Origin of the sequence: Metabacillus niabensis, from assembly GCF_902829255.1 — a bacterium.
In the GTDB taxonomy this organism is placed as follows: Bacteria; Bacillota; Bacilli; order Bacillales; family Bacillaceae; genus Metabacillus; species Metabacillus niabensis.
Genome location: NZ_CADEPK010000032.1, coordinates 1 through 16,841, shown reverse-complemented (window position 1 = coordinate 16,841; position 16,841 = coordinate 1). Strand labels below are relative to the sequence as shown.

At 35.4% G+C, this 16,841-nt stretch carries 10 protein-coding genes; 2 read left to right on the top strand and 8 right to left on the bottom strand.

Annotated elements, in window-relative coordinates; all coding sequences use genetic code 11:
- On the bottom strand, positions 1-1,581 hold the full coding sequence (locus tag HU235_RS05815) for a spore germination protein (RefSeq protein ID WP_174879592.1): 1,581 nt from the start codon (positions 1,579-1,581) through the stop codon (positions 1-3).
- Between the two features lie 178 nt (positions 1,582-1,759).
- Positions 1,760-2,452: a DUF421 domain-containing protein gene (locus HU235_RS05810; protein ID WP_095298510.1), complete on the bottom strand. Its 693-nt coding sequence runs from the start codon at positions 2,450-2,452 to the stop codon at positions 1,760-1,762.
- Between the two features lie 243 nt (positions 2,453-2,695).
- On the opposite strand from HU235_RS05810, the gene HU235_RS05805 reads away from it, so the two are divergent.
- A complete protein-coding gene (locus HU235_RS05805; protein ID WP_174879591.1) occupies positions 2,696-3,682 on the top strand; it encodes a Gfo/Idh/MocA family protein in 987 nt (328 codons plus the stop codon).
- 66 nt (positions 3,683-3,748) lie between these two features.
- Here HU235_RS05805 and HU235_RS05800 read toward each other — a convergent pair whose 3' ends face one another.
- On the bottom strand, positions 3,749-4,594 hold the full coding sequence (locus HU235_RS05800) for an FxLYD domain-containing protein (RefSeq protein ID WP_174879590.1): 846 nt from the start codon (positions 4,592-4,594) through the stop codon (positions 3,749-3,751).
- 494 nt (positions 4,595-5,088) lie between these two features.
- Here HU235_RS05800 and HU235_RS05795 point away from each other — a divergent pair, with 494 nt between their 5' ends.
- Positions 5,089-6,441, top strand: a complete 1,353-nt coding sequence (locus tag HU235_RS05795; protein ID WP_174879589.1) for a glycosyltransferase family 2 protein — start codon at positions 5,089-5,091, stop codon at positions 6,439-6,441.
- Positions 6,442-6,596: 155 nt separating this feature from the next.
- Here the strand turns inward: HU235_RS05795 and HU235_RS05790 are convergent, their stop codons facing one another.
- The 5 genes from HU235_RS05790 to HU235_RS05770 all read right to left on the bottom strand — a co-directional run bounded on the left by HU235_RS05790 (position 6,597) and on the right by HU235_RS05770 (position 16,775).
- On the bottom strand, positions 6,597-9,491 hold the full coding sequence (locus tag HU235_RS05790) for an alpha-L-rhamnosidase (RefSeq protein ID WP_174879588.1): 2,895 nt from the start codon (positions 9,489-9,491) through the stop codon (positions 6,597-6,599).
- A 92-nt stretch (positions 9,492-9,583) separates the two neighbouring features.
- A complete protein-coding gene (locus tag HU235_RS05785; RefSeq protein WP_174879587.1) occupies positions 9,584-10,852 on the bottom strand; it encodes a glycoside hydrolase family 1 protein in 1,269 nt (422 codons plus the stop codon).
- A 195-nt stretch (positions 10,853-11,047) separates the two neighbouring features.
- Positions 11,048-12,037 (bottom strand): AraC family transcriptional regulator, encoded by a 990-nt coding sequence (locus HU235_RS05780; RefSeq protein ID WP_095298500.1) that lies wholly within the window; start codon positions 12,035-12,037, stop codon positions 11,048-11,050.
- A gap of 96 nt (positions 12,038-12,133) precedes the next feature.
- A complete protein-coding gene (locus HU235_RS05775; RefSeq protein ID WP_174879586.1) occupies positions 12,134-13,522 on the bottom strand; it encodes an MFS transporter in 1,389 nt (462 codons plus the stop codon).
- Positions 13,523-13,940: 418 nt separating this feature from the next.
- Positions 13,941-16,775 (bottom strand): alpha-L-rhamnosidase, encoded by a 2,835-nt coding sequence (locus HU235_RS05770; RefSeq protein WP_174879585.1) that lies wholly within the window; start codon positions 16,773-16,775, stop codon positions 13,941-13,943.
- Positions 16,776-16,841 lie beyond the last annotated feature (66 nt).

Here is a 16,841-nt window from a genome sequence, read left to right as displayed (position 1 = left end):
CTAAAATCCATGCTTCTTTTTTGCTTGCTCCTTCTTCTTTTTTGCCTTTTTTGCACTAAAGCGATCTGTTTTTTCAGTTTGTTCTTGGATTGGCCGCTTTGACTGGAAGGAAAATGGTAAACGAATAAGAGAATCCTTTAAATCTTTCATTCTTGGCGGATAAAATGGTTCTAGGAACGGTCTTCCTAATGAAGTCAATTTTAATAAATGAATGAGCAAGCAACAAAAGCTAATCGCAACTCCTAAAAGACCGATAATATGAGCCATAAATAAAAATGGAAAACGAATTAAGCGAATCGTATTACCCATTTGATATACCGGAGTTGTAAAAGAAGCTAAAGCTGCAAGCGCGACGATAATTAATAAAACATTACTAGTTAAGCCTGCCTCAACGGAAGCAGTTCCTATTACGATACCACCCACGATACCGATCGTTTGACCTACCTTTGTTGGTAGTCTAGCTCCAGCCTCTCTGAGCAATTCAATTGCTAATTCTAAAATTAGCGCCTCTAAAATTGGTGGTAAAGGAATACCACTACGTGAGATGACAAGTGTATTAACTAAATCCTTTGGAATTAATTCATAATGATACGTAATAACAGCGACATAAATAGGTGTAATTAAAATTGAAAATAATACAGCAAAAAAGCGGACCAAACGGAAAAATGAAGCAACCGTCCAATTTAAAAAGTAATCCTCAAAGGCTGAAAAAAATTCAAAAAGAGTAGTAGGTCCAATTAATCCATGTGGTGCACCATCAACTAAAATCGCAACCTTCCCCTCCCCTAATGCAGCAGCAATACGATCTGGTCTTTCCGTATCAATAAGTTGGGGAAATGGTGAATTTTGATTATCTTGAATTAATTGTGTAATAATTGAGCTATCATTGATTTGGTCAAAATCTAACGTTGATAAACGTTGGATCACGGTATTAACATTCTCCTGATTAGCAATTCCATCAATGAAAAGTACAGAAACCTTCGTTTTCGATAATTTCCCAACGATAATGTCCTTTGCCACCAATTCAGGAATCGGCAATCTCTTTCGAACAAGATTAATATTCGTATCCAATGATTCAACAAATGCCTCTTTAGGTCCAACTACACTAAACTCAACCTCGGGAAGAGAAACCTGTCTTGTATTTTCTACACTTGCTTTTACAAGACATACTTCAGTTTCCTTGTTTTTTTCGTAAATTAAGATAAATCCTTTTAAAAGGTTCTCCTTAATTTTTGATAAATCTGTTGTCACGATTACCTTTTCGATTGGTAGCACTAACGGCAAAGCAGAAATTGAATCACTTGCCTTTAAATACGGAAAAATATCACGATGAATAATTTCCTTATCAACTAATGTTGTATAGTATCCTATACAAAACGAGCATGAATCGAAATCTAAAGTGAGTTGTTTAAAATCATTCGAGGTACTTATATCTATTAATTGATTTGAAAGCGAGTTTTCATTTTTCTTTTCCGTTCCAGTATCATTCTCGCTTTTTCTATTTGCTTCTTGGCTATTTTTCTTTGCCTCTTGACCTTTTTCGTTTTCAATTGCTAATAATTTTTCGTACCTCTTTCTCATGAACAATCACCAACTATGATAGAAATAATCAGTATTTACCATTTTATTCTCTTCAAGCGCAAACCAAATTATACCTTTCCAACTAGACTATAAATAAAGAGGAAGTTAAAATCCTCATCTTATGTATTTGTTGAAAACAAAAAAATCCTTACCTTTTAAAGTGTAAGGATCATGATATTCAACTCGTTTTATGGTCATATTCAATCGCGTATACATCCTCATTTTCTTTCCATTCCGCATATAGAACGTTTTTATAATCAGAAATTCCTTGCTTAGCTAGTTCATCCATGAGCCACTTTTCTTTAAGACCATATTTCTTCAAATTATTGTACACTATTTCTCCATCAAGGATTAACGTAACTGTTATATGGACTGGCTTTAATGGGAGCCCGAAATCACCTACTTTAGGAGTGTCAAATTCCGCTTTCGGCAGGACACTTACAAGCCCATTTGTTTCCAAAATTGCATATTCCACTTCCTTAATTGAAAAATAGCCTTGCTGTCTTAATAGGCTTTGCAATTGATTTATGTCCATCCTGCTTTTCTTAAGGACATGATAATTTATTTTTCCTTTATTAATGACAATACTCGTTTCCCCTTCTAAGAGTCTTCTTGCTTTTGTGAATTTTTGTGTAATAAATTCAATTAGGTATATGAGTAATCCCCATATAATTGCAGCAAAAACAATTTCACGGAGCTTCGTATTATGGTCATAAATAGCGTTGCCAACTAACTCCCCTAAAACGAGAGCTGAAATAAAATCAAATGGTGTAATTTGCGAGAATTGTGTTTTCCCTAATATTTTCGTGATAATAAATAATATGACTAATCCTGATATTAACTCTATCGTAACTGATGCATAATGGTTCATATCTGACACAGCCTCTCTTGTATCAATCGTTAACCATTATGGATAACAGCATTATGTTTTATACTATCAATAAGACTATGAAAACAAATTAGTTGAACAAAAGCATTTCACAATGATTTAAATTTAAGCCCATATCCATCTATTTACTTAGTAAATATAACTTGAAATGTAATTCCTTTACACGTAGTATTCAATCTATGGTAGTGTGTAGATAGAATCAACAAAATAGAAGGAGTGGAGAAAATGGAAAAGAATCAAATAAAATGGGGAATTCTAGGCACTGGCTGGATAGCAAAACAATTTACTGAGGATTTAGCTCATGCTAGCAATGGCATAGCTTATGCGGTTGGCTCACGCACAAAAGAAAGCGCTTCTACTTTTGCTGAAACACATAAGATTTCTCATTTCTATGGTAGCTATGAGGAGCTTGCACAAGATCCAGAGGTTGATGCGATTTATGTTGCGACACCACATCCATTTCATAAGGAAAATGTTCTCACGTGCTTACACGCAGGAAAGGCTGTTCTTTGTGAAAAGCCATTCACAATGAATGCAGCTGAGCTTGAAGAATTAGTACACTATGCAAGGGCAAATAAGCTATTTCTTATGGAAGGAATGTGGACTCGCTTTCTCCCACCTATTCGTAAAGTTAATGAATGGCTACAAGCCGGTAAAATCGGTGAAGTAGGACTTGTAAAGGCAGATTTTGGTTTTAGAATGAATTGGGACCCAAAGCATCGGCTATTAAATCCTGACCTCGGTGGTGGGGCATTACTAGATGCAGGAATATATCCTGTTTCCTTTGCTTCAATGGTTTTTGGCTCGAATCCGGAGAAAATCTTGAGTACAGCTTATATTGGTGAAACTGGTGTTGATGAACAATTCTCTATCATTCTCTCTTATCCATCAGGGAAAACTGCAAGCTTAAATGGAGCGGTTCGCCTTGGCTTAACAAATGAAGCTTATATTTTTGGTACAAATGGATATATTCATATTCCTTCCTTCTTAAATGCAAAAACAGCGACTCTACATGTAAACAATGAGGAAGCCATTCACTATACAGATGACCGAAAATCACACGGTTATACGTTTGAGGCTGAAGAAGTAGGTCGATGCTTGCTTAATGGTCTAATTGAAAGCACAACGATTCCTTTAGAGGAATCTATAGGAATTATGAAAATACTTGATACTGTCCGTGGTCAATGGGGATTAAAGTATCCATTTGAATGATATTTATAACGTAAGGAGGGTGTCTCAAAACCAGGAGGTCAGACCCTTTTGAGTCACCCTTTTTATTTATCCGTCCACTTCAGTTTTAGCTTCCTCAGCATATACTCCAGCAATTTCAAAATCCTTAGCATATTCACTAATAGGCATTGATTCAAAATGCCACGACTTTCCCGGCTTTAAATCAAGCGCTGTTTCAATTTGGCTTTCGACAATTGCTCCCTTTCGATTGTAATATTGAATATCAATATTTATATAGCGGTAAACTTTATCAGATTGATTTGTTATCGTTCCTCTTACAGTTGAGCCGTATTCACCTACATCGAATTCAAAATCGGAAAAGGCTAATTGATACTGCTTCTCTCCCTCTTGTTGTGTTAGCGCCTCAGATAACCCCTGATCGTACACGGTCACTACATTAAAATGTGGTCCTGCTAAATATCCTGCGAGTACAGCTATTCCAGCCAAAACAATAAATTTAAGAAATCCATACTGCTTTTTTTGAAATTTTCCCTTTTTGTTAGATAGATTGTAATCAATCTGACTCGTAAGTTCTTCCTTTATGTCATTAGCATCATCAGGTGGTAAATCGGTTAGTTCAATTTTCGTTTCAGAGAAAAAAAGCTCCATTGCAACATGAAGATTTTGCTGTTTCAAATGAATATATTCTAAATCATCTAAAGAAAAGGCTAAAACCTTTACTTGAAATATCTCATTGTAATAAACAAATAACAATCGTTCAATAGTTTCAACTACTAACCCTTTATTTCCATCAACACCACCAATTGTAATGTTCATAATGACTTCATCTTCAAATAATATATTTGCAAGCTCTTCAACTTCACGATATGAAAGAATTTCCTTAGCCTTTGAAAACTCACCTATTTCATGCTTAATAGTCTCGATATCTCTCAAAAGACTTCCCCCTATTTATGTTTTGAAGCATAGTTTCTATCTAAAAAATATATTATTATTCTAACTAAACAATTCGTAGATTGACTATAACTTTTTATCGTCCTTTTGTACTTATTTTGTTCGTGAAAATAAAATAGCTAGAATAATAAAGGTATTGGAAATCCGTTCAACCAACAATCCCCAATTCCCTTCATTTAAAGACAAACGTCATGTAATATTTCTTTTATTATCAACTCATAATAATATATAAGCTTCGCGTCATATAGTCGTTTTAGTGATTACATCGTGCGGTACGGTGAGCTTACCACAGGTGACCTGTAAAGCTCCTCGGTGTTAGCACCTTCTTAGGCACGTAGCAAAGCAGGAGTCACTGAATTATGCTCCAATCAACCTTTACAAAATCTCGCATAAAAATAACAATATTTTAGAAAAGAGTCTAAATAAATGATGTCTTTTGTATGTTACAATGTCTCACTTTGAAAGGTAAACATACTATGAAATCTAGTTTTAAACAAGTGAATTCGCAGAAAAAAACGAAAAGAAGTAATTACTACATACCAATAAAAATGAAGTTTTGGCTAAGTCATCTTTTCTCTCTAATATGGATATGCCTCTCAATTTATCTTGCATTACCATGGTTGAAAGATCTAACAGAAGCCGTTTCTTTTCAGGTCGCAATCCTTATCATCGCAGGAATATCGTATCTCCCCGGATATATGAATGCCTTTTTAATAATGAGTTTAATCCTAGATCGTCAACCTCACTTTAAAAACGAAAAACCTACTGATACAATTACAATACTAATTGCTGCTCATAATGAAGAGGATAAAATATTTCAAACACTTCGATATATAGACAACCAAGATTATACAGGAAATATTAAAACAATCGTAATTAATAATCGTTCATCTGATCAAACAGTTAACGAAGTTTTAAAAGCTAAGAAGGATTTAAAATTAGAAATTGAATTATTGCAAGAAGATAAGCCGGGGAAATTTCACGCTTTAAATTATGGATTAAATTTTGTAGAAACATCTTATGTTATTACAATCGATGCTGATACATTATTACACCCATCTTCAATACGCTTTCTTGTAGCTCGAATGAACTCTAGTTCTGAAGAAGTTTGTGCTGTTGCTGGTTCTGTATTAACGAAGAATAGTCGAGATAACTTATTGACTAAAATTCAAGAATGGGATTATTTTTTAGGAATCGCTTCTATTAAAAGACTTCAAGGCTTGTACCAAGGTACTTTAGTAGCTCAAGGGGCATATAGTTTATATAAAACAAAATGTTTAAAGGAAATCGGGGGATGGCCAGATGCAATAGGAGAGGATATTGTCTTAACCTGGCGCCTGCTTCAAAAGCATTGGAAGGTTTATTTCGAACCATTAGCTGTTTCTTTTACAGAGGTACCAAACTCATTTAAACATTTTGTCCGACAGCGAGCACGCTGGGCAAGAGGTATGGTTGAAGGCTTGAAGGAAATTAAACCTTGGCAGCAACCGCAACTATATGTCAAATATTTAACAGGTATCAATTTCATTATGCCGTATCTAGACATAACCTACACATTATGTTGGATTCCTGGTTTAATATTGGCTTTTTGTGGAAACTTCATAATCGTTGGTCCCATGACATTGCTTGTCCTCCCTTTGACACTTATTAGCTATAGTATTCTCTATTTCTATCAGAGAAATTATGTATTTAATCGTTTACAGCTTAGAATTCGTAAAAATTTCGTTGGTTTCATCTTATTTATCCTTTTTTATCAAATGATTATGTCACCTGTTTCTGTCTATGGCTATATTCAAGAATTATTTAAGCTAAAACGAAACTGGAAATAAAAAGTAGCAAAGAGAAGAGGGTGTCTCAAACCAAAGGTTCAGACCCCTAAAACACAATATATAGACTAGTAATGAGGTTAGTTCAATATATAATGTGTTTATTAGAGGAGGCAGACCCATTTGAGTCACCCTCTCGCTATATTTTGATAACGAAATTACCAGTTTATTTTATTTAAATCCTCAATGAGCTCTTTTACCATTCCATTTGTAAGGTTAGACTCAGGATGTTTTGGTAAATCTCTTAATTTCTCGGTTTTTAATGCAAAAATTGCTGGTGGTTTTGATATTCCTGGTGCATACCTCTCAATTACCTCATGCGTTTCCTTTTGATTGAGAAGATCAATAACTCTTGTTTCTTCTGAAAAAGTTTGCTTCAACCCATGCTTGTTACGGTATTTAAAACAATATACTCCAGACCCAATTGTTAAATGAACACCATCTTCTTTCTCAAAATAAGAACTGATGTCTGTAGCATTTATTAGTAAGTTCTCACTTTCAAAAACATCTGATATTGTTGCATAAGGGAGAATGACCTCTGCTGTCGTATTAGGCGGAATTTCAAGATCTATTTTTACCTCTGCATCAGTAAGTGTCCATGAGGATAAGATTTTTCCATACATCGTATCATAGCTTGCTTTTGCAAAGGTCAATTCAATTCCAGCAAATTTCGGTTCAATTCGGATTCGTTTATATGCAGGAGCAGCATTATCCATATCAATCCCTGCCACGTTTTTGTACAACCAATTCCCGATGGACCCGTATGCATAATGATTAAATGAGTTCATCTGGTCACTCCAAAATGAACCATCCTCTTTGATACTGTCCCAATGCTCCCATATTGTAGTAGCACCTTTTTTAATCGCGTAAAGCCATGACGGATAGCTTTCCTGCATTAGTAATTTTACCGCTGTTTCATGATAGCCACCCTTTGATAAAGCCAAGCATAAATAAGGAGTTCCGACAAAGCCTGTTGTAAGGTGATAATCATTTTGAATGATTAGCTCATTTAATTCAAAAGCTGTTCTATCCTTTGCTTCTCCCTTCACAACATCAAACATAAGTGCAATGACATGTGCAGTTTGCGTTGGCGACACCAATCTTCCTGAAGGTGTAACAAATTCTTGATTAAAATGCTCAATAATCTTATCCAATAAGAGACTATATTCTTGCACATCAGCAAAATTCCCAAGAATCTTTGCAGTATCCCTTACAATTCTTGTTGAGTAAGCATAAAAAACGGTCGCAATAAAATCTTTTGGTGTAGCTCCAACAAAGCTGTTTTCCTTTGCATCAAGGGCTAACCAATCACCAAAATGAAATCCGCTATTCCAAAGATATTCACTTTTGCCTTGTCTACGAATAAATTCTACCCATGCCTTCATGCTCTCGTATTGTTCAGAAAGCAAACGCTTATCCCCATAGGTTTGGTATAATGTCCATGGGACGATCGTTGCAGCATCTCCCCATGCAGCTGAGCCCACTCCAGCAACAACAGCTGGAATAACAATTGGAACATTTCCATCTTCTAGCTGATCAGCCTTCAAATCACGAAGCCACTTTGTAAAAAATGGACCACAATGATAATTAAAAACTGCTGTCTCAATAAAAACTTGAGCATCGCCTGTCCAGCCTAATCTTTCATTACGCTGAGGGCAGTCTGTTGGCAAATCAAGAAAATTTCCCCGTTGCCCCCAGACAATATTTTTCTGTAATTGATTAATCAATGGTTGAGAACATTCAAACTCCCCTGTTGGCTCCATATCTGAGTGGATGACTTCCCCAACAAAATTGTCTAATGGCAAACCATTTTCTTGTCCTGGATATCCTTCAACTCTTACATAACGAAAGCCGTGATAAGTAAAATGAGGAGCATATTCCTCTCCAGCTACTCCCTTTGTAATATACTCTACCTTCTGCTCGGCTTTTCCTAAGTTTCCGAAGTAAATATTTCCTTCTTTATCAAGCACTTCTCCATGTTTTAAACAAATTCTTGTTCCTTTTGGCGCATTCACTTTAAATCTTATCCGGCCAACCATGTTTTGTCCCATATCAATGACCGTTTCACCATTTGGAGTGACAAATGTATCAACCGGCTTTATCACTTCAGTCACACGGGTTGGCCAATTTTCCTGTGCAACCAAATTTTCTACTGGTAAATTCACCTTCACTGTATGTTTCCAATTCTGTTCTTCAAGGCTCGGAAGACACCAATCTTCTATCTCTAATCGCGCATCATATATTTCACCATTGTATATCTCCGAATATAATATCGGACCAGTAGAAGCTTTCCAAGTAGGATCAGTTGTAATTAGCTCTTCTGTACCATCTTGATATTTAACATAAAGCTGAAAGATAGCTGATCTTTTATCTCCATACACATGACGCTTATTTTCGAAGCTAAGCGTTCCTTTATACCAACCATCTGCCAGCACAATCCCTAATGCATTTTGCCCTTCTACCAATTGTTCTGTAACATCATAAGTTTGATATTGCAATCGCTTATGATAACTCGTCCAGCCCGGGTTAAATAAATCATCACCAACACGAGCACCATTGAGGAATGATTCGTACAAACCTACTCCAGTTCCATACAGGCGGGCTGAAACAATCCCTTTCCTCAAAGCAAATTTCTTTCTAAGCAAAAATGCTGGTTCTGAATGAGGGTCAATTTCTTCAGGTGAAGGTGTGATCCAGTTTGCCTTCCATTCAGATGTGTAAATAAGCCCTGACTCCCACCAAGCTACCTTACTCCATGGGGATTCCCTGTCATAGTTATCCCATATTTTCACTCGGTAATAATACCTTGTTCTTGGTTTTACATCAGGACCTTCATATTCAATGTGAATCGAATCATCAGACGCGACAATTTTTGTATCCCACAATATATCTGTAAAGCTTTCATTACTAGCTACTTGTATTTGATAAGCCTTTTGCATCGTTCCGCGTAAATTAGATTTCACCTTCCAGCTTATCCGCGGTTTCTTCACATCAATACCCAATGGATTTTTTCGATACTCACATGTTAACGAGTCTACTATTAATTGAGTCATATGCTTCCCCTCTCGTTTAGATTCTTTCTTCAATAACACATGAGACTACTACTTTATGTAACTAGTACAACAGTCAAACATGTTTATAAATATTATCTCGTAATTATTGAATTCTTCTGAGCGATGCGTCCAAGATAATGAGCGCTTTCCTTTGATTTTCTTTCCTGTGTAACTCTATCTACCTCAATTAAACCAAATTGCATAGCATAACCGGAATTCCATTCAAAATTATCAAATGTTGACCAATGAAGATATCCGATAATATCAATGCCATCGTTTAAGCAAGAATGAACACCTTCAAGACCTCTTCTAATAAATTCTACTCGTCTTTCATCATTTTCTGTTGCTATCCCGTGCTCGGTAATCATAATTGGCATCTTGATCGATTGGCTTACCTTGCGAATTACATTTCCAAGCGCCTCTGGACAATATACATAACCCATTTGTGTAAGCTCTGCATCTTCAGGTGGAGCTATCTGCCCTTCTGGACCGTAAGTCTCACGGGTATAATTTTGCAATCCAAAGAAATCATCACCAGTAATCACATCCTGGAATTGCCCGAAATAACTTTGCCATTTCTTTTCTGCAAGTGATTCCCCACCTGGAACCGCTTGTATATCTGACAGGGCCATCGAAAGACCTACTTTTGTATTAGGTGATGTCCGTTTAATAACATCACGTGCCTTCATATGCGCCTCTTTTAATAGCTTAATAGAAGAATCGTCTGAAATCATATGAAAGGTAAAATATTTATCTGCTGTTGTACCACATAGTCTTGCTGCTGATTCTCTCCATTTAGGGGCTACCCATGCGTCCCTTTCAATTCCTACAGGTGGAATAAATCCAATATTCGAAAACACCTCTCTTAACATAACAGGTAAATTCACTTCATTCATTGTTAGCGTATATGGAATTAAATGACCTAAATCTCTAAATACTCTCTCACAATATTGAGCGAAAAGATTAGCTATCTCAGAATTTGCCCATCCCCCAAGCCTCATGAGCCATCTTGGTGAAGAAAAATGATGCATCGCAACGATTGGTGTAATTCCATATTCGCGACAAGTCTCTAATACATCCCGATAATGTTCGATAGCAGAACTTGAGTATTCACCTTTTTCAGGCTCAATTCTTGACCACTCAATAGAAAATCGATACGCCTTTAATCCTAGCCTAGCCATTAAGGCGATATCCTCTTTATAAAGGCGGTAGTGATCAATTGCATCTCCGGATTTATCTTTATATGGTGAACCTTCCGCATGCTCCTCTGCCCAGAAGTCACTATTCACATTATTCCCTTCAACCTGATGTCCAGCTGTTGCTGAACCCCAAATAAAATTAGGTGGAAATTCATATTTCATGTTATTCACACTCCCTTTTCATCCTCAAATAATACGATTAATGTTCATTGTAGCAAACGCATTCATTTAATTTAATGTTGAAAAGAAAGAGAAATATTGCTCATTTCAAATATTTTTGTTTACTTTATAAAAGATACTGGTAATAAGAAATACCGCTCTATAAAGGCGGCTTTTATCAAGGACTTTTCTCTTGTTTTAAAGATTTTTTTCCCTATACTCTTTTGGAGTTTGCAGGAATATCTCATTAAACTTTTTATAAAAGAAGGACAAACTCGTGTATCCGACCTTCTCAGCGATTTCAGCTACAGGAAGATTAGAGTTTGTTAAATATAACGCTGCTTTGTTTAATCTCTGAATCTGAAGTAGATCCTTAAAAGACTTTCCTGTTGCTTTCTTTAGAACAGAGGATGCATAGTTTGGATGATAATTAAAATGACCAGCCATCTCTGTTAAATTACAATTTTGATAATGGTCTTCAATATATTTTAAAAAATTAAGAGCGATGGCATCCTGCTTTGAATCACTTTGTTTAATACTACTTGTATTGTTACTATGTCTAATTAACTCAGTAAATAATATGAATAAATAAGAGTTAATCATATCTGCAGAGCAAAAGTCTTTATCAAAATACTCACACATAATATGCTCCATAATTCCAGCAATATTTGAGCGTTCTTTAAAAGGAAAATAAAGATAATTATTCGTACTTCTATTGTTAATTAAAGAATCGATTAAAAACTGCGATATAATACTTTTTTGCGTAAATCTACTAAGAAAGCTAGATGATAAATAATCATGCTTAAGTTTAATATCTATCACAATATCTGTATCCGTCATTCCTTCAACCGCATGTGGTGTCTTTTTATCAATTATGACTATTTCTCCCTCAAAAATTGTTAATTTTCTATTTTGAAAGGCAACTGTACATTGTCCTTGATAAACATATATTAATTCAATAAAATGATGGACATGCATTGGCACATATGCAGAAGGCAATTGCTGAGAGATTCCGATCGGATCCTCAATTGGAGTAATTGTCAAATCAAAAATCATATCAAACACGTAAACTTGCTCACCATTTATATCGATTGTTACTGGTTTAAATTCTTTTTTTATCAAGTCCCATTCAGCTGCTTGTTTTTCATTATTTGATACAAGAAATGTTCGCAATTCTTCCCCATTCATTGAAATCTCCCCTTTCTTAAATCATGGAATTATAGCATACATATTTTATAATGAAAATAACCTACTTAGGGGTAAGCCCTAAGTAGGTTTAACAATTTAGTTATCTATACTAGTTCTTCTCTGTTTTATTTCATCTAAAGCACTTTCACGAACTTTCCCGGAAAACTTGATGAAAAGAATAGGTATTGCAGCAATAATCCCCACTATCGCAGGTACCACCGTAAAGCCAAGGAAAATTCCATCAACTGTTTCAGGCGTTTGACTCTGTGAAGCTGCTTGATACCCTATAAAGGTAAGGATGAAACCGACTAGTAAACCTGAGATCGCCCCCTGACATTTACTCGTAAATGATTGGACAGCAAATGAAATGGCTTCAAATCGATTTCCCGTCTTCCACTCACCATAATCAATCGCATCTGCAATAAACAAGGAAATAATCGTAGAATTAATTAAGGCAAAAAACAAGGTGATTCCATTCAAAATAAAGACAAATGGTAAATGATCATAACCAACCACAAATAAAATAAGTAAGGTGATTGCATTTGCAATTGTACAAGCTAGAAAAATATATTTCTTTTCAAATCGTTTTGTTAAAGCAGGTACGATCATCGGTATTAATGGAACAATTAGCAATGCAGGAATATTTAACATTGCCATATATGATATATTTCCTAAATTATTAACAGCAAAATAAACAGATAGAGATTGTGATATTGGCATCGATAATCCTAGAAAAGCAGATAAAAGTGTTAATTGTAATGGTCTATTCATTTTTAAATAAGAAAATGTACTTCTTAAACTAACCGCCTGACTACTTGATTTTACCCTTTCCTTACAAGTAAATGCCATGACCAGCATGACTATCAAGGCCAAAACTGAAGCAATAATTGCTAAGTTAGAATATCCTCTTCCTGGATTAATTCCGTCTATATAAGCTACGATTGGCCCACCAGCAAGCATTAGTAAAATCATTCCAACTAGCGTCGATACGCGGGCAATCGATACTAATCTTGTCCGTTTTGTTTCATCCTGAGTCATAACAGTAGAAAAACTCCAATAAGGAACATCAAAAAAAGTAAAGGCTAGTCCCCATAAAATATAAACTGCTAATAAATAGGTGAACTTCCCTGAGTCAGAAAGATCTGGTCCGTTAAAAAGAAAGATTGTTAACAACACCCATGCAATACTACTTACGACTAAATATGGACGAAATTTTCCAAATGGTGTTCTTGTTCGATCAACGATAATACCTGCTATCGGATCTGATATCGCATCGACAATCTTTGCAATAAAGAAGATTGTCCCTACAGCCAATGCTGATACACCAAATACATCTGTCGCATAAATCATTAGATAAACGTTGATAAGACCAGAAAGTAGCGAGTTACCTAATCCTCCACCAATATATGAGGCTGTCTCTCTCTTTTTTAGCTCCGTTTTCTGTGTTCTTTCATAATACAAATTATATTTTTTAACAGTTTCCATAACCTCACACTCCATTAACACAAATTTGACCCCATGTTCATACCTCGATATTCCTAATGCAATAGAATGAAATTTCTCCTTAAAACCCTGATTATTCTTAGGACGAAATGCTTATCTTAGCTTCATTTTAGCAATCGCTTTCAACATAAGAAATACCAAAATGAAAGCGATTAATTGCTTGAATCAAAGATTCCTTATTTTTTAAACCGATCGATATGGAGTAATAGGCACTAATAAATGTGGCCAAAAATACCTTTCTCACCTAAAAAACAAATCACAATAGCTTAGTGAGCTAGGGTGACGATGTGCTTATTTACAATTTCAGAAAGTTATAATCTCCTAAACAAAAAAATGCTACCTCATTTGTTGAAATAGCATTTTTCTTACTAACTATTTAATTTGTGCCAATGTATGTATTCTAGCTCAAGATTTGTCTGAATTTCATTTCAATCTTTTCTAATCTTACTTTAGTAACTTCCGATTCTCCTTTTTTAGTCAATATTTCTTCTAATGTCTTTAATTCATATTCACTCATTAAATATGGTGGTATTGCCATAATTTCATGGATTTCGTTCAAAACATAATTTTTAATAGGAGGTATATTTAGTAATTCCTTTAACTTAGATTTTCTATTAAAAACCTTTACATATGATGCATCAGGTAAATAGGTAAAATTCCAGCTTCCACTATTTAAAGAAACGACCACTTCTGAGCCATTCTGCTCCATATTTACTAAATCACCTTCGACACTAATAAGCCTACTATTTGCATCAGGAAGAATTAGTGTTGCTGTTGAGTTAAAAGGAATTTCAACCTTCACATCTAATAACCCATCGTCTTGAATATGCCAAGAAACAAGATAGGTTCCTGACGCTGTATTCAACGTTCCCTTTGCCCACTTCATTCTCCAATGAGGTTTTGGAGCAATTAAAGCATGCTTAAACCCAGGTACAGTTTCATCCGGCTGTATTCCTACCATATATCGATACATCCACTCAACAATCGAACCATATGCATAATGATTAAGTGAATTCATGCCTTCTGGATTCATCTTGCCATCTGGTAATACAGAATTCCATCTTTCCCAAACGGTAGTTGCCCCTAGCTTAACTGCATATAACCAACTAGGATAATCATCATTCAACAGTAGCGTATATGCCAAATCATTATGTCCATACTCTGATAATACCTGACAGAGATAAGGTGTACCGACAAACCCTGTTTTTAAATGTTTATTATCTTTTATAATCCGATTTGCTAAATCATCTGCTACACGCTGTTTTTGTTCATTAGGTACAAGGTTCATAAATAAGGCTAGTACATAGGCTGTTTGCGTATCAATCGTCATCCGCCCATTTGGAGAGATATATTCGTTTTGGATTGCGTGCCGAATCTCCTGTGCTAATTGGTGATATTCACGCTCAATCTCTTGTTTCCCTAATACCCCCGCTGCTTTTGAAACAATGTCTGCTGAATAATAATAAAAAGCAGATGCGATAAAAAAGTTATCTGTCTTTCCCATCGGTAGCTTTGGATTTTCTCCATCTAAAGCTAACCAATCTCCAAAATGAAAACCATTTTTCCATAAACGATGCCCACCTGACGTATCATCAAGCCGTTTAATATAATCAACCCAAGCTTTCATGCTTTCAAACTGTTGCTTTAAGATTGAGTCATCACCATAGAATAGGTACATATTCCAAGGAATAATCGTCGCTGCATCCCCCCAAGCACTTGAACTACTTTCTGGGTTAAAAGGCGAGGGAATATCCGGTACTGTCATTGGAACTGCTCCATCTCTTTCTTTCTGCTCTAACCATAAATCATATCCATACTTCGTAAAGAAAGAATAAACGTCCATATTAAAGGCAGCAGTTCCGGAGAATACCTGTGCATCCCCAGTCCACCCCATGCGTTCATCTCTTTGTGGACAGTCTGTAGGGATATCAAGGAAGTTACCCTTTTGGCTCCACATAACATTATCAAATAATTTATTTATTAATGTGTTACTAGTCTTTATAAAGCCAGTTTGTTCGAGATCAGAGTAAATGACACAGCCTGTAAAATCATGCAAATCTAATTCACTTTGCCAGCCACATACTTTAACATAACGGAATCCATAGAAGGTAAAATGAGGCCGTACCGTTTTTTCTTGTCCATCTGAAATGTATATAAATTCTGCTTTTGCTTCACGAAGATTATCTCGATAGAAGTTTCCATCTTGAAGAATTTCCCCGAATTGTAAGATAACCTTTTCCCCCTTAGAAAGACGGTTTTTAAACTGTATCCACCCAACCATATTTTGTCCCATATCAATAACTGTTTCTCCAGCAGGTGTTTTTATTAATTGAAGTGGTTTTCTTTTTTCTTTTATAACAACAGGTAAGCTGAGTCGAGCAGTTAATCGTTCATAACCTAAATTTATTTCACTAACACCATACTCTACTGAATCTAGGAATGTGTCATCATAGACTTCACCATCATAAATTTCACTTTCTATTACTTTACTTTTCCATACCTTCCATGACGTGTCTGTTGCAATAATCTCTTTAGTCCCATCCTTATAAGAAAGATGAATTTCTGCTAATAATGCAAATTTGTCACCGTAAATGTTTACTTGTCCACCCTCGAATCCTAATCTACCTTTATACCAGCCATTTCCCAACAGAATATTCACTTTATTTTCACCGTTAATAAAGTTATCTGTAATATCGTATGTTTGGTACTGCAACCAATTATCATAGTCGTTATTAAATGGTGTTAAGTACTCATTACCAACCTTTTTTTCATTGATATACATCTCATATAGTCCTAATCCACAGATGTATACTCGCGCATTTTCTACCTCCTTTGCTAGCTGGACTTTTTTCTCAAAAATAGGATGTATATCAGGTGCGAGGTTTGGCGTTATCCACTTGCCAATCCACTTTTCATTTATTTTCGCCGTTTCAAAATAGGAAACATCACTTATTGCAACGTCTCCATTATCTCCCCAAACTTTTACACGCCAATAATATCTTGTACGTGGAAAAAGAGAAAGCTCACATTGATGGGCTAAGCTGTTAAGGTTTTCATTTCTCTCGGTGTCGTAAATTATCTCATCAAAAGCTGGTGATAAGGCAACTTGAATTTGTGCTGCTACTTGTTGCTTACTACTCGTCTCGGTTACTTTATAAGAAAATGTAAGATTGTTCTCTAAATGAAATCCAATTGGATTCGTAATATGATTTGTTTTTAAGTCTATAATTTTCAATGATTCTTCCTCCTTCTTCCCGTTAAAGGCATTCCTTATTAAATTATTTTAGCAATCGTTTACAAA

Bases quoted from the DNA above. Each gene is read 5' to 3' on its own strand.
- HU235_RS05810 (WP_095298510.1), bottom strand. From the start codon at position 2,452: ATGAACCATTATGCATCAGTTACGATAGAGTTAATATCAGGATTAGTC.
- HU235_RS05780 (WP_095298500.1), bottom strand. From the start codon at position 12,037: ATGAATGGGGAAGAATTGCGAACATTTCTTGTATCAAATAATGAAAAA.
- HU235_RS05805 (WP_174879591.1), top strand. From the start codon at position 2,696: ATGGAAAAGAATCAAATAAAATGGGGAATTCTAGGCACTGGCTGGATA.
- HU235_RS05790 (WP_174879588.1), bottom strand. From the start codon at position 9,491: ATGACTCAATTAATAGTAGACTCGTTAACATGTGAGTATCGAAAAAAT.
- HU235_RS05775 (WP_174879586.1), bottom strand. From the start codon at position 13,522: ATGGAAACTGTTAAAAAATATAATTTGTATTATGAAAGAACACAGAAA.
- HU235_RS05815 (WP_174879592.1), bottom strand. From the start codon at position 1,581: ATGAGAAAGAGGTACGAAAAATTATTAGCAATTGAAAACGAAAAAGGT.
- HU235_RS05785 (WP_174879587.1), bottom strand. From the start codon at position 10,852: ATGAAATATGAATTTCCACCTAATTTTATTTGGGGTTCAGCAACAGCT.
- HU235_RS05795 (WP_174879589.1), top strand. From the start codon at position 5,089: ATGAAATCTAGTTTTAAACAAGTGAATTCGCAGAAAAAAACGAAAAGA.